The following is a 22,272-nucleotide window of genomic DNA, read 5'->3' on the forward strand; positions in this document are numbered from 1 at the left end:
CCACCCGGCGAAATTACAGGTACCGTGCCTGATATCTTGCCCGGCGGCGCTGCGCTTGCGCGGGCCTACGGGGTATGAGCCTGTGAGAGGGTCCTGTAGGCCGGGTAAGGCGACAGCCGCCACCCGGCGAAATTACAGGTACCGTGCCTGATATCTTGCCCGGCGGCGCTGCGCCTGCGCGGGCCTACGGGGTATGTGCTCTGTGAGAGGGTCCTGCAGGCCGGGTAAGGCGACAGCCGCCACCCGGCATAACGGCTGGAGCCCGGGCCGATAACTACCCGGACTCGCGCGAAGGCCGCGTCCGGGCTACCGGTTAGGATGAATAATAACAGCCGCCAGCGCTCAGCGTCGGGAGCGCACCACCTGGTAGCGGCGGGTGAAATACTCCACCGGCGCGCTCCAGACGTGAACCAGACGGGTGAACGGGAAGATCAGGAAGATGGTCATCCCCAGCACCAGGTGGACGCGGTAAATCCAGGCCACGCCGTCCAGATGCGCCGAGGCGCCGCCGTGGAAGGTGACCACCGCCTGCGCCCAGTCCACCAGCTTGAGCATTTCGCTGCCGTCCGGATGCTGGGCGGAGAAGGGGATCGTCGTCAGCCCCAGCGCGCACTGAATCAGCAAAATGCACAGGATCAGAATATCTGCCGTGGTGGAGGTGGCGCGAATGCGCGGGTTGGTCAGGCGGCGCGCCAGCAGACCGATGCCGCCCACCAGGGTGAGCACCCCGCACACGCCGCCGAGGATCATTGCCATCAGCTGCTTCTGCGACATCGGCAGGAACCAGGAGTAGACCCAGTGCGGGGTCAGCATGCCAAAGAGATGGCCGAAAAAAATGCCGAGAATGCCGATATGAAACAAGTTCGACCATAGCACCATCCCGCGTTTATCCAGCATCTGGCTGGATGACGCGCGCCAGGTATACTGCCCATAGTCGTAGCGTAGCCAGCTGCCGAGCAGAAACACGGCGCCGCAAAGGTAAGGGTAGATATCGTAAAAGAAGACGTTCAGATACTGGATCATTTCGGGCCTCCGGCGCGGATGTCGACGTACAGCGGCGCCACATCCTGGCTAAAGCGTCGTTGATAAGCTTGCATAGGCGAGCTGTCGCAAGCGGTCGCATTATCTTCAATAAACTTCACCTGCTCTTCTTCCCACACTTCGTCCAGCGCCTGACAGGTATCGTCGCGCTTTTCTCCCGCCACCTGTTTGGTGACACTGTCACTGGTGAGCGGGCTTTTTGCCAGCGCCAGCAGGGCGTCAAACAGTTGATAATACGAGCATTCTCGTTGCTTCAGGCGGCCGCCGATCAGCGCCAGAATCGGCGCGATATTCTGCAGCCCTTCGCGGGCGTCGGCGAGGGGTAAAATACTGAGATACTCCAGATACAGCGGCAGATAGTCGGGCAGTTCACGGCAATCGATCAGCAGACCTGCCTGCTGATACTGATTCATCAGGTCCACCATCGCCTGGCCACGGTCGCGGGACTCAGCATGCACATGTTCAAACAGCAGCAGCGAGGTGGCGCGCCCTCGCTCGAACACCTCGCACCAGTCGGCCTGGCGATCCAACAGCGGCGCCGCCAGCAGCTCCCCGACAAAGGGCGTCAGGGATGGGATATCGGCGCTGACCAGCGCCAGGGCTTCGTCGCGGTTCTCCCACAGCACCTCGTCGGGATACTCCAGCAGCAGACCGAGCACTTTCAGGATCCGCATCACTCTCCCTCCCCATGCTTACGCACGCCGCTGACGTCGATGGCGTCAATCCGCCGGCTGTTAAACAGGTTGAATTTCGTATCTGACCCGTGGCAGCCGTCGCCGAAGGTAAAGCCGCAGCCGTTGCGTTCCGGGAAGGCATCCTCCGCCAGTTCGCGATGGCTGGTGGGGATCACGAAGCGGTCTTCGTAGTTGGCGATCGCCAGATAGCGATACATCTCTTCGACCTGCTCAACGCTGAGTCCCACCTCTTCAATTGCCCGGGTATCGGTCACGCCCTCGACGGTTTGCGAGCGCTTGTAGTGGCGCATCGCCATCATCCGTTTCAGCGCGCGCAATACCGGCCCGGTATCCCCGGCGCTCAGCAGGTTCGCCAGGTACTGGACCGGAATGCGCAGGCTCTCAACCGCCGGCAGGATGGCGCCGTTGTTCGGCAGGCCGCCGGCGTCAGCAACCGACTGGATCGGCGACAGGGGCGGCACATACCAGACCATCGGCAGAGTGCGATACTCCGGATGCAGCGGCAGGGCCAGCTTCCAGTCCATCGCCAGCTTATAGACCGGCGATTTCTGCGCCGCCTCAATGACATTGTGGGGGATGCCTTGTTTTAACGCTTCCTCGATGACCGCCGGATCGTTTGGATTAAGGAATACCTCGCACTGGCGCTCATAGAGGTCGGTTTCATGCTCGGTGCTGGCAGCTTCTTCGATACGGTCGGCGTCATACAGCAAGACGCCGAGATAGCGGATGCGCCCGACGCAGGTTTCGGAGCACACCGTTGGCTGCCCGGACTCAATGCGCGGATAGCAGAAGATGCATTTTTCCGACTTACCGCTCTTCCAGTTAAAGTAGATTTTTTTATATGGACAGCCGCTGATGCACATCCGCCAGCCGCGGCATTTGTCCTGGTCTATCAGCACGATGCCATCTTCCTCACGCTTGTAGATGGCGCCGCTCGGGCAGGTGGCCACGCAGCTCGGGTTGAGGCAGTGCTCGCACAGGCGCGGGAGGTACATCATAAAGGTGTTTTCGAACTGGCCGTACATCTCTTTCTGCATGGCTTCGAAGTTACGGTCGCGGGCGCGTTTCTCGAACTCACCGCCGAGCAGTTCCTCCCAGTTCGGGCCCCAGTCAATTTTATCCATCCGCTCGCCGCTGATCAGCGAGCGTGGGCGGGCGGTAGGCAGATATTTTCCCTCCGGCGCGTTGTGCAGGTGCTGGTAATCGTAGGTGAAGGGTTCGTAGTAATCGTCAATCGCCGGCAGCACCGGGTTGGCGAATATCTTCGACAGCACGCTAACCCGATTGCCGAGGCGGGGCGTCAGTTTACCGCTGATGCCGCGGATCCAGCCGCCTTGCCACTGCTCCTGGTCTTCCCAGTTTTTTGGGTAGCCAATGCCCGGTTTGGTTTCCACATTATTGAACCACGCGTACTCCATGCCCTCCCGGCTGCTCCAGACGTTTTTACAGGTGACCGAGCAGGTGTGACAGCCGATGCATTTGTCCAGATTCAGCACCATTCCAACCTGAGAACGGATTTTCATTTTTTCGCCTCCTGTACCTGATCGCGACCTTCGTCATCCAGCCAGGCAATATTTTTCATTTTGCGGATCATGATGAACTCGTCGCGGTTGGAGCCGACGGTGCCGTAGTAGTTAAAGCCATAGGCCAGCTGGGCGTAGCCGCCGATCATGTGCGTCGGCTTCGGGCAGACGCGGGTGACGGAGTTATGAATGCCGCCGCGGCGGCCGGTCACTTCCGAACCCGGGATATTCATAATCCGCTCCTGAGCGTGATACATCATGGTCATCCCAGGCGGCACGCGCTGGCTCACCACCGCCCGGGCGGTGAGGGCGCCGTTGGCGTTGAACGCTTCAATCCAGTCGTTATCTTCAATGCCCAGCTCTCTGGCGTCAGTTTCACTGAGCCAGACGATCGGCCCGCCGCGCGACAGCGTCAGCATCAGCAGGTTTTCGCTGTATGTGGAGTGGATCCCCCATTTCTGGTGCGGGGTCAGGAAGTTCAGCGCTTTCTCCGGAAAACCGTTCGGCGGCACGGCCTTCATCTGGCTGACGCTGCGGGTATCAATGGGCGGGCGATAAGCCACCAGGCTTTCGCCAAAAGCCCGCATCCACGGATGGTCCTGATACAGCTGTTGCCGCCCGGAGAGGGTGCGCCACGGGATCAGTTCGTGCACGTTGGTATAACCGGCGTTGTAGGAGACGTGCTCGCTTTCCAGTCCGGACCACGTTGGGCTGGAGATGATCTTGCGCGGCTGCGCCTGAATATCGCGGAAGCGGATCTTCTCATCCTCTTTATTCAGCGCCAGATGAGTGTGGTCGCGACCGGTAAATTCTCCCAGCGCCTGCCAGGCTTTCACCGCCACCTGGCCGTTGGTTTCCGGCGCGAGGCTGAGAATAACTTCGGAGGCGTCAATGGCGCTGTCGATCCGCGGCCGGCCTTTGGCCGGACCGTCCTGCTTGAGGTAGTTAAGCTTGCCGAGGAAATCGACTTCGCTTTGCGTATTCCACGAGATGCCTTTCCCGCCGTTGCCAAGCTTATCGAGCAGCGGCCCGAGAGAGGTGAAGCGTTCCCAGGTGGCGGGATAGTCGCGCTCCACCAGGGCAATCGACGGAGCGGTTTTCCCGGGGATCAGATCGCATTCGCCCTTGCGCCAGTCAAGCACCTCGAACGGCTGCGCCAGCTCAGCCGGAGAGTCATGCTGCAGCGGGACCAGCACCACGTCGGTCTCTTTCCCGAGATGGCCGACGCAGACCTGCGAGAAGGATTTGGCGATATCTTTGTAAATCTCCCAGTCGCTCTTTGCCTCCCACGCCGGGTCGACGGCGGCGGAAAGCGGGTGGATAAACGGATGCATATCCGAGGTGTTCATATCGTCTTTTTCGTACCAGGTGGCGGTCGGTAGAACAATATCGGAAAAGAGACAGGTACTGGACATGCGGAAATCCAGCGTCACCAGCAGGTCGAGTTTGCCCTCGATAGCCGCCGTCTGCCACTCGACTTCCTCAGGTTTCACCTCATCGCTGGCGCCCAGTTCATCCCCCTGAATTCCGCTGTCGGTCCCGAGCAGGTATTTCAACATGTACTCATGCCCCTTACCGGACGATCCCAGCAGGTTAGAGCGCCAGATAAACAGGTTCCGCGGATGGTTTTTGCCGCTGTCCGGCTGCTCGGCGGCAAAGCGGATCTCGCCGGATTTTAGCGACCGCACCGTGAACGCCGAGGGCGATAGCCCGGCGGCCTCGGCCTGCTGCTTGATGGTCAGCGGGTTGACGTTGAGCTGTGGCGCAGAAGGCAACCAGCCCATCCGTTCCGCGCGGACGTTGAAGTCGATAAGGCTGCCGCTAAATTTGCTGGCGTCGGCCAGCGGCGACAACAGCTCCTGCGCGGTCAGTTTTTCATAGCGCCACTGGCTGGCGTGATTGTAGAAATAGGAGGTGCTGTTCATTTGCCGCGGCGGGCGGTTCCAGTCCAGCGCGAACGCCAGCGGCAGCCAGCCGGTCTGTGGGCGCAGCTTCTCCTGGCCGACATAGTGCGACCAGCCGCCGCCGCTCTGGCCGACGCAGCCGCAGAACACCAACAGGTTAATCATCCCCCGGTAGTTCATATCCATGTGGTACCAGTGGTTTACCCCGGCGCCGAGGATAATCATCGAACGGCCATGGGTTTTATGCGCCGTATCGGCGAACTCGCGGGCGATTTGTTCGATATGCTGGCGCGGCACGCCGGTGATCTGCTCCGCCCACGCCGGGGTATAGGCTTTAACCTCGGCGAAATCTTTCGCCGCATTGACATCATCAAGCCCTCGGTCCAGGCCGTAGTTAGCCAGAATCAGGTCATATACGCTGACCACCAGGCCGCTTTCGCCACTGGCCAGCGTCAGCTGTTTCACCGGGAGCGGATGAAGGGTTACCGGTGCCTGCGGCACGCTGCGGAAATGCGGGTTTTCATTGCCGCCGAAGTAGGGGAAGGCGACTGACGCCACGCTGTCGCGAATATCCAGCAGAGACAGCGTGAGCTCCACCGTTTTGCCGTCAGCCAGCGGTTCGAGATTCCATTTCCCTTTTTCGCCCCAGCGAAAGCCGATGGAACCGTTTGGCGCCACCAGTTCGCCGTCGGCGTTGCAGGCGACGGTTTTCCATTCCGGGTTATTCGTTTCGCCCAGTCCATCCAGCAGGTCGGAGGCGCGCAGCATGCGGCCTGGCACATAGCTGCCATCGTCGCGCGGCTCAAGCATCACCAGCATCGGCATGTCGGTATAGGTGCGGCAGTAGTTAAGAAAGTAATCGCTCGGGTTATCAAGGTGGAAGGCTTTGAGGATGACGTGGCCCATGGCCATCGCCAGCGCGCTGTCGGTACCTTGCTTCGGCGCCAGCCAGTGGTCGCACAGTTTGGCCACTTCCGAATAGTCCGGGGTGATGGCGATGGTTTTCGTGCCTTTGTAGCGTACTTCGGTGAAGAAGTGGGCGTCCGGGGTCCGGGTCTGCGGCACGTTGGAGCCCCAGGCGATGATATAGCTGGCGTTGTACCAGTCGGCGGATTCCGGCACGTCGGTCTGCTCGCCCCAGGTCATTGGCGAGGCCGGGGGCAGATCGCAGTACCAGTCGTAGAAGCTGAGGCAGGTGCCGCCGATAAGGGATAAATAGCGGGTACCCGCCGCGTAGGAGACCATCGACATCGCCGGGATCGGCGAGAACCCGGCGACACGGTCCGGGCCGTAGTGTTTGATAGTCCAGACGTTGGCGGCGGCGATGAGCTGATTCAGCTCTTTCCAGCTGGAGCGGACAAAGCCGCCTTTGCCGCGCGCCGCTTTATAGCTGGTGGTTTTGGCCGGATCCTGCATGATGCTATCCCAGGCCTGCACCGGGTCGGGAAACTGCGCCAGTGCTTCGCGCCACAACGCAATCAGCCGTTTACGCGCCAGCGGGTACTTCAGACGGTTGGCGCTATAGAGATACCAGGAGTAGCTGGCGCCTCGCGGGCAGCCGCGTGGTTCATGGTTCGGCAGATCCGGGCGGGTACGCGGATAATCGGTCTGCTGGGTTTCCCAGGTCACCAGACCGTTTTTGACATAAATTTTCCAGCTGCAGGAGCCGGTGCAATTCACGCCGTGGGTGGAGCGGACAATTTTGTCGAACTGCCAGCGTTGACGGTAGCTGTCTTCCCAGTCACGGTTGTTGTTGTAGACCTGACCGTGGCCGTTGGCAAAGGTTTCGCCTTTCTGCTTAAAGTAGCGAAAGCGATCCAGTAGTTTACTCATGACATTTCTCCTGCTCCGATAAAGTCCGGCATCGTGCCACCCGGCCGGATGAGCGAACGAACGCGTACGCCGGATAAGGCGGAAGCCGCCATCCGGCAGATAAATCGTTATGGTTAAGCGGGTTTACGTCGGCCGTAGACCAGCCAGGTCACCAATACGCAAACCACGTAAAAAACGAAGAAGACCTTCATCGCCCCGACCGGCGAACCGGTCATCGCCAGCGAGGTGCCGAAGGCTTTCGGGATAAAGAAGCCGCCGATGGCGCCAATTGCCGAGATAAAGCCCAGCGCGGCAGCGGTATCGGTCACGGCTTCATGCTGCGCTTCTTCTTCGCTGCCGCCGCGCTGCCTCACGCTCTCGATGGTGAGCTGACGGAAGATGACGGCGATCATCTGGAAGGTGGAGCCGCTGCCGAGCCCGGCGGTTAAGAACAGCCCCATAAACACCACGTAGAAGGCGAGGAAGCTGCCGGATCCGCTGCCCGGCAGGGTGAGGAACAGCAGACCGGTAAAGAGCGCCATCAGCACGAAATTGACCAGCGTCACCCGCACACCGCCCAGACGGTCGGAGATGATCCCGCCGAACGAGCGCGCTAGCGCGCCAATAAACGGTCCAAAGAAAGCCAGCTTGAGAATGTCGACCGCAGGAAACTGGGTTTTCGCCAGCATGGCGAAGCCGGCGGAGAAGCCGATAAATGAGCCGAAAGTCGCCAGATAGAGCAGGCTCAACAGCCACATATGCGGGCGCTTGAGTACGGGAAGCTGATCGCGAATCGAGGCCTTCGAACTGGCGATATCATTCATACCGAACCAGGCGGCAGCGGTGGCAAGCAGCAGGAGGGGTACCCAGACGAGCGCCGCATTACTCAGGGCCATGGTCGAGCCATCGGGCTGGGTGACGCCATGGACGCCGAGGAAGGTGAAGATCGGCAGGAAGATCACCGCCGGGGCGACCATCTGCATCACGCTGACCCCGAGATTGCCCAGGCCGCCGTTGACCCCCAGCGCGCTGCCCTGTTTGGCTTTGGGAAAAAAGAAACTGATATTTCCCATACTGGAAGCAAAATTAGCCCCGGCAAAACCGCACAGCAGCGCAATAACAATAAATACCCAGAATGGAGTAGCACTATTCTGGATCGCCACGCCTAACCAAATACAAGGCACAATTAGGATCACTGTACTTAATACGGTCCAGTAGCGCCCGCCGAAGAGGGGTACCATAAAGGAGTAGGGGACCCGTAATATCGCGCCGGAAAGTGAAGGAAGTGCGGTTAATAAAAAAAGCTGGTCGGTAGTGAAATGAAAACCGACCTTATTAAGGTTGACCGCCACGGCGCTGAATAACATCCATACGCAGAAGGCAAGTAGTAAGCAGGTGACTGATATCCAGAGGTTTCTTCTCGCAATGGCCTGACCCTTGTTTTCCCAGAAGGCCTTATTTTCTGGCCGCCAGTTTTTCAAAAGGTAATGATTATCTTTCTCATTTTGTACCGACATATTGCCCTCTAATTGCCCGGAATGGAGTAAATAAATAAGGTCAACAGCTGAATACAAGGTGACGGTGAATAACCCTTAATTGGCGTTATCTAAAAAGCGTAGATAAAAAAAACGTGCTGTCGGAGAGCACGTGGAGAGCGTAGCGGGATTAATTGTTACTAAATGTAAAATTTAACTAAAATAACTCCAGCGTAATCATCTTATTGACGTAACGGCTAAACGCCGTCTCGTCCAGGGTTTGGGTGCCGAGGGCGTAAATCCCGTCGAGGCCGCACACCAGGGCGATAAAACGCCAGGCGATATCCACCGGCGGCTCGCTCGAGTGAAACTCTCCGCAGGCGAGACCCTGTTCCACGATCGCCACGGTCTCGGCATGCCACATGGTCATGGTCAGCAGGTAGGCCGCTTTGATGTCCGGGTCGCTGTCGGCCAGAACCTGGCCCTCCCGCCACAGGCGGATATAGGGTTCCAGCCGGCCATCCTCGCTGCCGATCATCGAGAATAACCGTTCGCGCCAGCTGGCATCCTCCGCCACCAGCGGCATGTCGAGCATCTCGCGGATAAGACGGATGAACACCTGGGACTTCAGCTCGCCAATGGAGGCGAAGTGGTGGTGCAGTTGTCCGGCGGCCACCTGCGCCTCGCGGGCGATCTGCCGGACGGTCATGGCGCTGAAGCCGCCGCGCAGCGCCAGACGCATGGCGGCCTGCATAATTCCTTCCCGTCGCTCATCCCGCTGTAAATAGTGCATAGAACCCCGCTGATATCTGGCTTTGGCCGAGTGTAACAAAAAGTTGGACATGTGTTCAACAATCCGGCAGGATCGCCATCCTGGACATGTGTCCAAGTTCTAACATTGAGGTACACGCTATGTCACGGCAATGGATGACGCTGATGGCGATTTTGCTGGTTTATATTCCGGTGGCGATTGACGCCACGGTGTTGCATGTGGCCGCGCCGACCCTCAGCGTCGCGCTGGGCAGCAGCGGCAATGAGCTGTTGTGGATCATTGATATCTATTCATTGGTGATGGCCGGGATGGTGCTGCCGATGGGCGCCCTTGGCGATAAAATCGGCTTTAAACGTCTGCTGCTGCTCGGCAGCGCTATTTTTGGCATCGCCTCGCTGTGCGCCGCGCTGTCGCCGACCGCCCTGACGCTGATTGCCTCCCGCGCCCTGCTGGCGGTGGGGGCGGCGATGATCGTTCCGGCGACGCTTGCCGGGATCCGCAGCACCTTCGCCGAGGCCAGCCAGCGCAATATGGCGCTGGGGCTGTGGGCGGCGGTGGGCTCCGGCGGCGCGGCCTTTGGCCCGCTGGTGGGCGGCATGCTGCTGGAGCATTTCTACTGGGGATCGGTGTTCCTGATCAACGTGCCGATTGTGCTGGTGGTTATCGCCATTAACGCGAAAGTGGTGCCGCGCCAGCCCGCGCGCCGCGACCAGCCGCTGAACCTGCTGCAGGCGCTCATTTTGATTGCGGCGATCCTGATGCTGGTGTTTAGCGCCAAATCGGCCCTGAAGGGCCAGCTGGCGCTGTGGCTCACCGCGCTGGTGGCGATCGGCGGGGCGGCGATGCTGACCTGGTTTATCCGCAAACAGCTGTCGGCGGCCCGGCCGATGGTGGATATGCGCCTGTTCACCCATCGTATTATTTTAAGCGGGGTGATGATGGCGATGACGGCCCTGATTACCCTGGTGGGTTTTGAGCTGCTGATGGCGCAGGAGCTGCAGTTTGTGCATCAGAAAACGCCGTTCGAGGCGGGGATGTTTATGCTGCCGGTGATGGTGGCCAGCGGCTTTAGCGGGCCGATTGCCGGGATGCTGGTGTCGAAGCTCGGACTGCGCGAGGTGGCTACCGGCGGGATGTTGCTGAGCGCCTTCAGCTTTCTGGGCCTGGCGCTGACCGATTTCAGCACTCAACACTGGCTGGCCTGGGGGCTGATGACGCTGCTGGGCTTTAGCGTCGCCAGCGCGCTGCTGGCCTCCAGCTCCGCCATTATGGCGGCGGCGCCGAAGGAGAAAGCGGCGGCGGCCGGGGCGATCGAAACCATGGCCTATGAGCTGGGCGCCGGCCTCGGCATTGCGCTGTTCGGCCTGATCCTCACCCGCAGCTACAGCGCCAGCATTGTGCTACCGTCCGGGCTGAATGAGACGATGGCGCAGCAGGCGTCGTCATCGATCGGCGAGGCGGTCAGCCTGACCCAGGCGCTGCCCGCCGGGGTGGCGGAGGCGCTAATGGCGGCGGCGAAGGCGGCCTTTACCCAGGCGCACAGCCTGGTGCTGGCGACAGCGGGGGTCATGCTTCTGCTGCTGGCCGCCGGGATCTGGCGCAGTCTCGCCACGGCGACGAAGCCGCAGTCGGCGCTATAGCTGTAGCGACAGGTCCATCGCCGCGCGACGTAGCGGGGCGAGGGCCTTCTCTTTTAACGCCGCGGCGCTGACCGTCGCGGCCGGCACTCCGACATTCAGCGCGGCCACCACCTGGCCATGACGCGACAGCACCGGCACCGCCAGCGAGCACAGGCCCACCTCTATCTGGCGGTCGGCGAGGGCATAGCCCTGCATGCGCACCCGATCAATCTCCGCGCGTAGCCCGGCCATATCGCACAGGGTGTGTGGGGTGTAGCGAATGAGCACAGCGCGTGACAGTGTCACCTCCAGCTGCTCCTCCGGCAGCGCGCTGAGCAATACGCGACCCATCGACGTCGCCCACGCCGGCAGACGGCTGCCGCGTCCGAGATCGACGCTCAGTAAATTATTCACCGCGGCGCGGGCGATATAGAGCACGTTATCCCCATCGAGCGTTGCCGCCGAACAGGATTCGCCGAGGGCTTTGCCGAGGCTATCCAGCGCCGTCTGCGCCACTTTCGCCAGCGGGGTGCCGGCGAGATAGGCATGGCCCACCGCCAGCACCCGGGGCAACAGCTCATAATGGCGGCCATCCGGGCTATGGACCATGCCCAGCGCGGCGAGGGTATACAGGCAGCGGCGTACCGCCGCGCGGGAAATTTGCGTTTTCTGGCTTAACTGGGAAATGGTCAGCCGCTGACGCTGCGGGGTAAAGGCGTTAAGCACCTCCAGCCCGCGAGCCAGAGACAGCATAAAGTTGGGATCGTGCTCGGCCTGCCTGGCGCTTAGGGTGGTGGGGGTATGGTCACGCATAGATTCCCTCTCCGTTGCATTGCAAAGCTCACGGGGCATCACTATACCGTGCGCAAACCGCACCGTCCTGAATTGTGCCGGTTTTACCACCGCGATCACATTATTAACCGCCTTTTAACAAACGTGCCGATAATCGCACAACATTTCGATTATCGCCGTTGACCACCCGCCAGACCGAACCCTATTGTCAATGGCACAGCCCTCCCCGTTATGGATGTGGGTACAAAAAGTTATACATCTCATCAGGAAGCGAAAATGACTGCCACCGTAGAAGGTATTGAGAGCTGGATTGTGGATGTCCCAACCATCCGGCCACATAAATTGTCGATGACCACCATGGGATGTCAGACGCTGGTGATCGTGCGCCTTACTCGCTCCGACGGCATCTGCGGCATTGGCGAGGCCACCACCATCGGCGGCTTGAGCTATGGCGTCGAGAGCCCGGAGGCTATCTCGTCGGCGATAACGCATTACCTGACGCCGCTGCTGCTGGGGCAACCGGCCGATAACCTGAATGCGCTGACCGCCCGCATGAACAGCGCCGTTAAAGGCAACACCTTTGCGAAGTCCGCCATTGAAACCGCACTGTTGGATGCGCAGGGCAAAGCGCTGGGCCTGCCGGTGTCGGCGCTACTCGGCGGCGCGCTGCAAACGTCCTTGCCGGTGCTGTGGACGTTAGCCAGCGGCGATACCGCAAAAGATATTGCCGAAGGGGAAAAATTGTTAGCAGAGGGCCGTCATCGGGCGTTTAAGCTGAAAATTGGCGCCCGCGAATTAGCTACCGACCTGCGCCATACCCGCGCCATTGTGGAAGCGTTAGGGGATCGCGCCAGCATCCGCGTCGACGTCAACCAGGCCTGGGACGCCGCGACCGGCGCGAAAGGCTGCCGCGAGCTGGCGGCGATGGGCGTCGACCTCATCGAACAGCCGGTCAGCGCCCACGACAACGCGGCGCTGGTGCGGTTGAGCCAGCATATAGAAACCGCGATCCTCGCCGACGAAGCGGTAGCCACCGCTTACGATGGCTATCAACTGGCGCAGCAGGGCTTTACCGGCGCCTACGCGCTGAAAATAGCCAAGGCCGGCGGACCGAACAGCGTACTGGCGCTGGCTCGCGTCGCCCAGGCGGCGGGGATTGGCCTGTATGGCGGCACCATGCTGGAGGGGACCGTGGGGACTGTCGCCTCGCTGCACGCCTGGTCGACACTGCCTCTGCAGTGGGGCACCGAGATGTTCGGCCCGCTGTTGCTGAAAGACGATATCGTCAGCGTACCGCTCTCCTTTGCCGACGGCGAGGTGGCGCTCCCGCAAACCCCGGGTCTTGGCGTCGAGCTGGATGAAGACAAACTGCGTTTTTACACCCGCCAGGCGTAGCGGGTAACAGGAGAAACACATGCTATTTAAAGTGGAGATGACCGTGAATATTCCGCTTGGTTTTCCCGTCGCCGAAGCGGAGGAAATAAAGCAACGCGAAAAAGCCTATTCACAACAATTACAGCGGGAAGGCAAATGGCGACATATCTGGCGCGTCGCCGGTCTTTACGCCAATGTCAGTATTTTCGATGTCAACGATGCCGAAGAGTTACATCAAATATTAATGGGATTGCCGCTGTATCCTTTTATGGATATTCGCGTCGAGGCGCTGTGCCGTCATCCCTCGTCTGTTCGTGACGACGATAGCTAATAATAATAACACCTGACCTCATGCCGGGGTGACCCGGAAATACCCTACAACGATAAGAGAGAATAATGATGAGTAATGCTTTCGTACAACAAGAAGCCGTGCAGAAATTATTACGTGAAGGCGCGGGTTTACATGTCCCTGACGGTAACGAACGTTTTAAAGCCATTATTCACCGTCTGCTGGAGAATATCTGTACGCTGATCGACGACTATAACGTCACCGAAGAAGAGTTCTGGCATGCGGTGAACTATCTGCATGCGCTGGGCGGCCGTCAGGAGGCGGCGCTGCTGGCGGCGGGACTGGGTCTGGAGCATTTCCTCGACCTGCGTCAGGACGCCATTGACGCGGCGGCGCGCCGGGAAACCGGCACCCCGCGCACCATCGAAGGGCCGCTGTATGTGGCCAATGCGCCGCTGGCCGACGGCCACGCCCGGATGGATGATGGCGCCGACGCCGGGGAAGTGATGTGGCTGCATGGCCAGGTCAACGATACCGAGGGCCGGCCGGTGGCCAACGCCATTGTCGATATCTGGCACGCCAACACCCTCGGCAATTACTCCTTCTTCGACCCGAGCCAGAGCGAATACAACCTGCGCCGGCGGATCCGCACCGGCGCCGATGGCCGCTACAGCGTCCGCAGCATCCTGCCATCCGGCTACGGCTGTCCGCCGGATGGCCCGACGCAGAAGCTGCTGGATCGGTTAGGCCGCCATGGCAACCGTCCGGCGCACATTCACTTCTTCGTCTCCGCGCCGGGGCATAAACATCTCACCAGCCAGATCAACCTCAGCGGCGATAAATACCTGTGGGATGATTTTGCCTTTGCCACCCGCGACGGCCTGATTGCCGACCCGATCAAAGTGACGGACCGCGAGACTATCGCGATGCGCGACCTTGAGGGAGAGCACACTGAGGTCTGTTTTGATTTCACCCTCTGTAAAGCGCTCAGCGCCGACGAAGAGCAGCGCGGCGCCCGCCTGCGCGCCAAAGCGTAATCTGCTGTAACGGCCCCGGGCACGCGGTTGCCCGGGCCAGACATTGCACCTGAAAGCAAACAATTCACCCGGTTTCTTTCATCCTGAATACTGCAGGAGGGACTGACTCATGCAAAAAACGCTATCAGCGCTTAAAGACAAAATTAACAACGCCTTAATTGTCGATCGTGAAAACCATATTTACCGCTGCCACCGTTCGATATTTACCGACCCGCAGCTGTTTGAATTTGAAATGAAGCATATCTTTGAAGGTAATTGGGCGTTTCTCGCCCATGAAAGCCAAATAACCGAGCCGGGGGATTATTATACCCTGACGCTGGGGCGTCAGCCGGTCATTATTACCCGCGATAAAAAGAACGAGCTGCATGCGTTAATTAACAGCTGCGCCCATCGCGGCGCGATGTTATGTCGACGGAAAACCGGGAATAAAAACTCATTTACCTGTCCGTTTCACGGCTGGACCTTCAGCAATAATGGCAAACTATTAAAAGCCAAAGATGAAAGCACCGGCGGCTATCCTGACACCTTCAAACAGGAAGGATCGCACGACCTGCAAAAGCTGCCGCGTTTTCAGTCCTATCGCGGTTTCTTATTCGGTAGCCTCAATGCCGACGTGCAGCCGCTGGAAGCCTATCTCGGGGAAACCTGCAAAATCATCGATCTGATCGTCGACCAGGCGCCGGAGGGGCTGGAGGTGCTCAAGGGATCGTCGAGCTATGTGTACGAGGGCAACTGGAAGCTGGGCGCAGAGAACGGCGCTGATGGCTACCACGTGAGCGTGGTGCACTGGAACTATGCCTCCACCATGTCGCGGCGCAATTATGAAGCGGAAGGCACCCATGCGGTGGACGCCAACGGCTGGTCAAAAAGCCTCGGCGGCGGCTACGGATTTGATAACGGCCATATGCTGCTGTGGACCCGGGCGCTGAACCCGGAGGTGCGCCCGGTGTATGCCCACCGCGAGCGCCTGCAGGCGGAATTCGGCGAACTCCGCGCCGACCAGATGGTCAACGAAACCCGCAACCTGTGCCTGTACCCCAACGTCTATCTGATGGATCAATTCTCCACCCAGATCCGCGTCATTCGTCCGCTGGCGGTGGACAAAACCGAAGTCACTATCTGGTGCTTTGCGCCGAAGGGGGAATCCGACCAGGCGCGGGCCCTGCGCATCCGCCAGTACGAGGATTTCTTTAACGTCAGCGGGATGGGGACCCCGGACGACCTCGAAGAGTTCAGCGCCTGTCAGCGCGGCTATCTCGGCGAAAACCTGGCGTGGAGCGATCTCAGCCGCGGCGCGCTGCGCTGGGTCGACGGTCCGGATGAGCATGCGCAGCACGCCGGATTTCATCCGCGCTTAAGCGGCGTGAAATCGGAGGACGAGGCGCTGTATATCGCCCATCACCATCACTGGCAGACGCTGATGCTGGCGGCGATTGAACAAGAGCAGCAACGCTATGACCAGTCGATCACCCAGCGCGTGGAGGTGGCCTGATGCTGAACCTCGAACAGGTACGCCAGTTTCTCTACTACGAAGCCCGTCTGCTGGATGATCGTCAGTGGGATGAATGGCTCAGCTGCTACAGCCCGCAGGTCGTCTACTGGATGCCGGCGTGGGGCGACGATGACCAGCTGACGCGCGATCCGCAAAAAGAGATTTCGCTGATCTACTATCCCAACCGCGAAGGGCTGGAGGATCGCGTCTACCGCATTAAAACCGAGCGCTCAGGGGCCAGCACGCCGGAGCCGCGAACCACCCATATCATCAGCAACGTCGAGCTGCTGGGGGAGAACGATGAAGGGCTGGAGGTGCGTTACAGCTGGGTGACCTGGAGCCACCGCTATCAGCACACCGACGCCTTTTTCGGCGCCACCTGCTGCACGCTGACCGAGCAGGACGGCAGACCGCAGATCGTGCGCAAAACCGTGCGCCTGAATAACGATTATATCCGTCAGGTGATCGACGTTTACCACATTTAAGAGGCGCTTATGACCTTCACTATTGCTCTTAATTTTGAGGACGGTATTACCCGCTTTATTCAATGCCATGCCGGAGAGAAAGTCCTGGATGCCGCCTATCGGCAGAAGGTGAATTTGCCGATGGACTGCTCGGACGGCGTGTGCGGCACCTGCAAATGCCACTGCGCCAGCGGGGAATACGCTCTCGGCGACGAGTATCTCGACGAAGCGCTAAGCGACGAGGAAGCGCAGGCCCGCCAGGTGCTGACCTGTCAGATGGTGCCCACCAGCGACTGCGTAATCGATGTGCCAGTGGCTGCCGCCCAGTGTAAAACCGCCCTGACGAACACCGGGGCGCAGGTGCGGCAGGTGAATTGTCTGTCCGATACCGCCGTCGAGCTGGTGGTCGCCCTCGATGAACCGCTGGACTTCCTGGCGGGGCAGTACGTCAACATCCAGGTGCCAGGCACGCCGCACGTTCGCGCCTATTCCTTCAGCTCCCGCCCAGGCTCGGCAGAAGGACGTTTCCTGATCCGTAACGTGCCCGGCGGCATGATGAGCCAGTGGTTAACCCGGCAGGCGCGGCCCGGCGATCGCCTGATCCTCAGCGGCCCGATGGGCAGCTTCTATCTGCGCCATGGCGAACGTCCGCTGCTGATGCTGGCCGGCGGTACCGGGCTGGCGCCGCTGCTCTCCATGCTCGAGACCCTGCAGACGCAGAACAGCTCGCGCCCGGTGACCCTGCTGTATGGCGTCACGCGCGACGGCGACCTGGTGAAGACCGAGGCGCTGGAGGCATTCCGTCAGCAGTTAACCCACTTTCGCTGGCTGCCGGTGGTGGCGGAGGAAAACAGCGCCTGCCCGCAGCGCGGCTTTGTCACCGATCATCTTGACGACGCCATGCTGAATAATGGCGAGGTCGATATCTACCTTTGCGGCCCGCCGCCGATGGTCAACGCGGTCGCCACGGCGCTGCGCGAGCGAGGGATCGCCCCGGCGGGCTTCTGGTACGAGAAATTTATCGCCAGCCAGAGCGCGGCGGCATAAGGAGGAAGTATGCGTTTTCGCGATAAAGTGGTCGCCATCACCGGCGCGGCCCAGGGCATTGGCCGCCAGACCGCGGAGCAGGCGGCTGCGGAAGGCGCGGCTCTGCTGCTCATCGATCGCGCGCCCTGGGTGCGCGAGCTGGCGGCGACCCTGGCGCAGTCCGGCAGTCAGGTGCTGGCGCTGGAGGCGGACCTGGAACAGTGGCCGAGCGCCGAGCAGGCATTTGCCGACGGGGTCGCGCATTTTGGCCGCATCGATGTGCTAATCAATAACGTCGGGGGGACCATCTGGGCGCGGCCGTTTGCCGAATACCAGCCGGACCAGATTGAGAAAGAGATCCGCCGCTCGCTGTTTCCCACCCTGTGGGGCTGCCGCGCGGCGCTGCCCTGGATGCTCAAGCAGGGCAAAGGCAGCATCGTCAACATCTCATCGGTGGCGACGGCGGGGGTCAACCGGGTGCCTTACTCGGCGGCGAAAGGCGGCGTCAATGCGCTGACCCGGTCGATCGCCATGGAGTACAGCGGCAGCGGCATCCGCATCAATGCCGTCGCGCCGGGCGGGACGGAGGCGCCGCCGCGCCTGACGCCGCGTAACGACGAGCAGCCCGGTGAGCAGGAGAAGGCGTGGTATCAGCAGGTGGTCGATCAGACGGTGGCCAGCAGCCTGATGCACCGCTACGGCACGCTGGCGGAACAGGCGAATGCGATCCTGTTCCTCGCCAGCGATGAGGCCAGCTATATCACCGGCGTGACCCTCCCGGTGGCGGGCGGCGATCTCGGCTAACGGCGGGTCGCGTACCAGCAGAGCAGGGAGCCGAGACACACCATCCCGGCCCCCTGCCAGAAGGGCCACGATAGCGCGGCGCTAAGCAGGATCGCCGCCAGCGCGGAGGAGAGCACCGGCGTGAAGTAGGAGGCCGCCGCCAGCAGGCTGACGTTGCCGTGGAGGATCCCCACGTTCCACGCGGCGTAGGCCAGACCGAGCGCCACCGCTACCGTCAGCAGCTTGATGCTGACCGGCCAGCTGAAGACCATCGGCGGCTGCGGCGTGGCGAGAAACTTCAGCCACAGCGTCAGCGCGGTTAACAGGACGAACAGGGTAATGGCATTTTTGCCGCGGGCATATTTGGCCGTCACCGTGCAGTAGGCCGCCCAGATAAAGGCGCCGATAAAGGCCAGCAGATAGCTGAGCGGACTGGAGATGACGTTGCTGATAATCTCGTCCAGCTGCAGGCCGTGCTCACCCCCCAACACCCAGCCGACGCCAAGCAGGGCGAGAAGCAAACCGGGGATCACCAGCCAGCTGCTTTTCTGACCATTAAACAGGATGGCGAACAGAATGGTCAGGCTGGGCCACAGGTAATTGACCATCCCCACTTCAATGGCCTGCTGACGGCTGGCGGCATAGCCCAGGGATAGCGCGAGGCAGATTTCATAGCTGACGAACAGCGCGCTGCCGGCCAGCAGATAGCGGCGCGGGATCTGGCGCAGGTTAGGGAAACCGACGGTAAAAATCAGCAGCAGGCCGCTGAGGCTGTAAATCATCGCTGCGCCGCCGACCGGTCCCAGTCCTTCGCTGACGCCGCGAATCAATCCGACCATGGTGCTCCATAAAATAATGGCGGCGAAGCCGATGGTCGTGGCTCTCTTTTTCTCCATGCTTATCCTGAGGGTTACGCAAATGCAGCCGGCATATATATCATCTTTTTACCGCCGCGGGGCGAAATTTTCCGCCATGGGTAACCCCTAGGGATTAGTGAAAACGGCCGCGGCTGGCGATTAAGGGGGCGTTGGTTTTGCTCCTTGATTTGACGCAAATTTTCCCGGGATTTTGCTGTTAGTTTCCTCCGCGCGATGAATCAACATCCTGCATGGAGGAATGCAATGGACGTCAGCCGCAGAAAGTTCTTTAAGATCTGCGCAGGCGGTATGGCCGGAACCACAGCTGCCGCCCTGGGCTTTGCCCCCAAAATGGCGCTGGCTCAGGCACGCAACTACAAATTGCTGCGTGCGAAAGAGATCCGCAACACCTGCACTTACTGCTCCGTTGGCTGCGGGCTATTAATGTATAGCCTCGGCGACGGCGCGAAAAACGCCAAAGAAGCGATTTACCATATTGAAGGGGATCCGGACCATCCGGTGAGTCGCGGCGCGTTATGCCCGAAAGGCGCCGGCCTGCTGGACTATGTCCACAGCGACAACCGCCTGCGCTACCCGGAATACCGCGCGCCGGGATCTGATAAATGGCAGCGACTCTCCTGGGATGAAGCCTTCAGCCGCATCGCCCGGCTGATGAAAGCCGACCGCGACGCCAACTTTATGGAAAAGAACGAACAGGGCGTGACGGTTAACCGCTGGCTTTCCACCGGCATGCTGTGCGCTTCGGCAGCAAGTAATGAAACCGGCATGCTGACGCAAAAATTTGTGCGTTCGCTCGGCATGCTGGCGGTAGACAACCAGGCACGCGTCTGACACGGACCAACGGTAGCAAGTCTTGCTCCAACATTTGGTCGCGGTGCGATGACCAACCACTGGGTGGATATCAAAAACGCGAACGTCGTGGTGGTGATGGGCGGCAACGCCGCGGAAGCCCACCCGGTGGGATTCCGCTGGGCGATGGAAGCGAAAAACAACAACGACGCCACGCTTATCGTTGTCGACCCGCGCTTTACGCGTACGGCGTCGGTGGCGGATATCTATGCGCCGATTCGCTCCGGTACCGACATTACCTTCCTGTCGGGAGTCCTGCTGTACCTGATCGAACATAACAAAATCAATGCCGAGTACGTGAAGCACTACACCAACGCCAGCCTGCTGGTGCGGGATGATTTTGCCTTCGAAGAGGGGCTGTTCAGCGGCTATGATGCGGACAAACGCCAGTATGATAAATCGTCCTGGAACTACCAGTTCGATGAAAACGGCTACGCCAAACGCGATGAGACGCTCAGCCATCCGCGCTGCGTGTGGAACCTGCTGAAGCAGCACGTTTCCCGTTACACGCCGGAGGTGGTCGAAAACATCTGCGGTACGCCGAAAGCGGACTTCCTCAAGGTGTGCGACGTGCTGGCCTCAACCAGCGCCGCCGATCGCACCACCACTTTCCTGTATGCCCTGGGCTGGACGCAGCACACCGTCGGCGCGCAGAACATTCGCACCATGGCGATGATCCAGCTGCTGCTCGGCAATATGGGCATGGCCGGCGGCGGCGTGAATGCCCTGCGCGGTCACTCTAACATTCAGGGACTGACCGATCTTGGCCTGCTGTCCACCAGCCTGCCGGGCTACCTGACGCTGCCTTCTGATAAGCAGCCGGATCTGCAGACGTATCTGACGGCCAACACGCCAAAAGCGACCCTGCCGGACCAGGTGAACTACTGGAGCAACTACCCGAAATTCTTTGTCAGCCTGATGAAGTCCTTCTACGGCGAGGCGGCGCAAAAAGAGAACGACTGGGGCTTTGAGTGGTTGCCAAAGTGGGACCAGGCTTACGACGTGATCAAATACTTCAACATGATGGATAACGGCAACGTCACCGGCTATATCTGCCAGGGCTTTAACCCGGTGGCGTCGTTCCCGGACAAAAACAAAGTGGTTCGCAGCCTGAGCAAGCTGAAGTATATGGTGGTTATCGACCCGCTGGTCACCGAAACCTCGACCTTCTGGCAAAACCACGGCGAGTCGAACGATGTCGACCCGGCAGCCATTCAGACCGAAGTCTTCCGCCTGCCGTCCACCTGCTTTGCCGAAGAGGACGGTTCGATCGCTAACTCTGGCCGCTGGCTGCAGTGGCACTGGAAAGGTCAGGATGCCCCAGGTGAAGCACGTAACGACGGCGAGATCCTGGCCGGGATTTACCATCGTCTGCGCGAACTGTACCGCACCGAAGGCGGTAAAGGCGCTGAGCCTCTGCTGAAGATGAGCTGGCGCTATGAACAGCCGGATCGCCCCGAGTCTGAAGAGGTCGCGAAAGAGAACAACGGCTACGCGCTGGCAGATCTTTACGATCAACATGGCGCTTTGCTGGCGAAAAAAGGGCAACTGCTCAATAGCTTCGCGCTGCTGCGCGATGACGGCACCACCGCGTCGTCTTGCTGGATCTACAGCGGCAGCTGGACGGAGCAGGGCAACCAGATGGCGAACCGCGATAACGCCGACCCGTCGGGTCTGGGCAATACGCTGGGCTGGGCCTGGGCGTGGCCGCTCAATCGCCGGGTGCTCTATAACCGCGCGTCAGCCGACATCAACGGCAAGCCGTGGGATGCGAAGCGGATGCTGATCCAGTGGAACGGCAGCAAGTGGGTCGGGAATGATATTCCGGACTTCAATACCGCGCCGCCGGGGAGCAACACCGGGCCGTTTATCATGCAGCAGGAGGGGCTGGGTCGTCTGTTCGCGCTGGATAAGCTGGCGGAAGGGCCGTTCCCGGAACACTACGAGCCGATGGAAACCCCGCTTGGCACTAACCCGCTGCACCCGAAGGTGGTCTCCAGCCCGGTGGTGCGTGTGTATGAAGAGGACGCCATTCGCTTAGGTAAGAAGGATAAGTTCCCGTACGTCGGGACCACCTATCGTCTGACCGAACACTTCCATACCTGGACCAAGCATGCGCTGCTCAATTCCATCGCGCAGCCGGAACAGTTTGTCGAAATCAGCGAAGGGCTGGCAAAAGCGAAAGGCATCGCCAACGGCGACCGGGTAAAAGTCAGCAGCCAGCGCGGCTTTATTCGCGCGGTGGCGGTGGTGACGCGCCGTCTGCAAACTCTCAACGTCAACGGCCAGCAGGTGGAGACCGTCGGGATCCCGCTGCACTGGGGTTTTGAAGGCGTGGCTCGCAAAGGCTATATCGCTAACACCCTGACGCCGAACGTCGGCGATTCCAACTCGCAAACGCCGGAGTACAAGGCGTTTCTGGTCAACATCGAGAAAGCGTAAGGAGC

17 protein-coding genes are annotated in these 22,272 nt (G+C 60.2%); 9 read left to right on the top strand and 8 right to left on the bottom strand.

The window, feature by feature from the left end; translation table 11 throughout:
- Positions 1-342 precede the first annotated feature (342 nt).
- The 6 genes from narI to ABLX76_RS24705 form a co-directional block, all read right to left on the bottom strand.
- Positions 343-1,023 carry a respiratory nitrate reductase subunit gamma gene (gene narI / locus ABLX76_RS24680; protein ID WP_023289864.1) on the bottom strand — a complete coding sequence of 227 codons (681 nt, stop codon included), beginning with the start codon at positions 1,021-1,023 and terminating at the stop codon, positions 343-345.
- Positions 1,020-1,715: a nitrate reductase molybdenum cofactor assembly chaperone gene (gene narW, locus ABLX76_RS24685; protein ID WP_065881624.1), complete on the bottom strand. Its 696-nt coding sequence runs from the start codon at positions 1,713-1,715 to the stop codon at positions 1,020-1,022. The genes narI and narW overlap by 4 nt, the downstream gene beginning before the upstream one ends.
- Positions 1,715-3,259 (bottom strand): nitrate reductase subunit beta, encoded by a 1,545-nt coding sequence (narH, locus tag ABLX76_RS24690; RefSeq protein WP_004202708.1) that lies wholly within the window; start codon positions 3,257-3,259, stop codon positions 1,715-1,717. The genes narW and narH overlap by 1 nt, the downstream gene beginning before the upstream one ends.
- Positions 3,256-6,996 (bottom strand): nitrate reductase subunit alpha, encoded by a 3,741-nt coding sequence (locus tag ABLX76_RS24695; RefSeq protein WP_348875398.1) that lies wholly within the window; start codon positions 6,994-6,996, stop codon positions 3,256-3,258. Before ABLX76_RS24695 ends, narH begins: the two co-directional genes overlap by 4 nt.
- A 113-nt stretch (positions 6,997-7,109) precedes the next feature.
- Positions 7,110-8,492, bottom strand: coding sequence for a NarK family nitrate/nitrite MFS transporter (locus ABLX76_RS24700; RefSeq protein WP_023289860.1), 1,383 nt, complete (start codon positions 8,490-8,492; stop codon positions 7,110-7,112).
- A gap of 175 nt (positions 8,493-8,667) precedes the next feature.
- Positions 8,668-9,243 (bottom strand): TetR family transcriptional regulator, encoded by a 576-nt coding sequence (locus ABLX76_RS24705; RefSeq protein ID WP_032429166.1) that lies wholly within the window; start codon positions 9,241-9,243, stop codon positions 8,668-8,670.
- A 119-nt stretch (positions 9,244-9,362) separates the two neighbouring features.
- On the opposite strand from ABLX76_RS24705, the gene kmrA reads away from it, so the two are divergent.
- Positions 9,363-10,862, top strand: a complete 1,500-nt coding sequence (kmrA, locus tag ABLX76_RS24710) for an efflux MFS transporter KmrA (RefSeq protein WP_348875399.1) — start codon at positions 9,363-9,365, stop codon at positions 10,860-10,862.
- On the opposite strand, the gene ABLX76_RS24715 is transcribed toward kmrA, so the two are convergent.
- Positions 10,857-11,693, bottom strand: coding sequence for an IclR family transcriptional regulator C-terminal domain-containing protein (locus ABLX76_RS24715; protein WP_072198970.1), 837 nt, complete (start codon positions 11,691-11,693; stop codon positions 10,857-10,859). The genes kmrA and ABLX76_RS24715 overlap by 6 nt on opposite strands.
- A gap of 171 nt (positions 11,694-11,864) precedes the next feature.
- On the opposite strand from ABLX76_RS24715, the gene ABLX76_RS24720 reads away from it, so the two are divergent.
- The 7 genes from ABLX76_RS24720 (at position 11,865) to benD (ending at position 18,119) form a co-directional block, all read left to right on the top strand.
- Positions 11,865-13,028, top strand: a complete 1,164-nt coding sequence (locus ABLX76_RS24720; RefSeq protein ID WP_170927813.1) for a muconate cycloisomerase family protein — start codon at positions 11,865-11,867, stop codon at positions 13,026-13,028.
- A 19-nt stretch (positions 13,029-13,047) separates the two neighbouring features.
- Positions 13,048-13,338 carry a muconolactone Delta-isomerase gene (gene catC / locus ABLX76_RS24725; RefSeq protein WP_023289855.1) on the top strand — a complete coding sequence of 97 codons (291 nt, stop codon included), beginning with the start codon at positions 13,048-13,050 and terminating at the stop codon, positions 13,336-13,338.
- Between the two features lie 68 nt (positions 13,339-13,406).
- The gene (catA, locus tag ABLX76_RS24730; protein WP_348875413.1) at positions 13,407-14,333 is read left to right on the top strand and encodes a catechol 1,2-dioxygenase; all 927 of its coding nucleotides are present in this window, start codon (positions 13,407-13,409) and stop codon (positions 14,331-14,333) included.
- 109 nt (positions 14,334-14,442) lie between these two features.
- Positions 14,443-15,825 carry a Rieske 2Fe-2S domain-containing protein gene (locus tag ABLX76_RS24735; protein ID WP_348875400.1) on the top strand — a complete coding sequence of 461 codons (1,383 nt, stop codon included), beginning with the start codon at positions 14,443-14,445 and terminating at the stop codon, positions 15,823-15,825.
- Positions 15,825-16,310: a benzoate 1,2-dioxygenase small subunit gene (gene benB / locus ABLX76_RS24740; protein ID WP_023289852.1), complete on the top strand. Its 486-nt coding sequence runs from the start codon at positions 15,825-15,827 to the stop codon at positions 16,308-16,310. The genes ABLX76_RS24735 and benB overlap by 1 nt, the downstream gene beginning before the upstream one ends.
- A 9-nt stretch (positions 16,311-16,319) precedes the next feature.
- Positions 16,320-17,336 carry a benzoate 1,2-dioxygenase electron transfer component BenC gene (gene benC / locus ABLX76_RS24745; protein WP_048297600.1) on the top strand — a complete coding sequence of 339 codons (1,017 nt, stop codon included), beginning with the start codon at positions 16,320-16,322 and terminating at the stop codon, positions 17,334-17,336.
- Between the two features lie 9 nt (positions 17,337-17,345).
- Positions 17,346-18,119: a benzoate diol dehydrogenase BenD gene (gene benD / locus ABLX76_RS24750; protein ID WP_050533429.1), complete on the top strand. Its 774-nt coding sequence runs from the start codon at positions 17,346-17,348 to the stop codon at positions 18,117-18,119.
- Here benD and yddG read toward each other — a convergent pair.
- Entirely contained in the window at positions 18,116-18,994 is an 879-nt protein-coding gene (gene yddG, locus ABLX76_RS24755) for an aromatic amino acid DMT transporter YddG (RefSeq protein WP_032453011.1), read from the bottom strand. The genes benD and yddG overlap by 4 nt on opposite strands.
- 225 nt (positions 18,995-19,219) lie before the next feature.
- Between yddG and fdnG the strand changes: the two genes are divergently transcribed.
- On the top strand, positions 19,220-22,267 hold the full coding sequence (fdnG, locus tag ABLX76_RS24760) for a formate dehydrogenase-N subunit alpha (RefSeq protein ID WP_101978305.1): 3,048 nt from the start codon (positions 19,220-19,222) through the stop codon (positions 22,265-22,267).
- The last annotated feature ends 5 nt before the right edge of the window (positions 22,268-22,272 follow it).

The sequence above is a fragment of the Klebsiella sp. JB_Kp004 genome, assembly GCF_040065795.1.
Taxonomy (GTDB): Bacteria; Pseudomonadota; Gammaproteobacteria; order Enterobacterales; family Enterobacteriaceae; genus Klebsiella; species Klebsiella quasipneumoniae.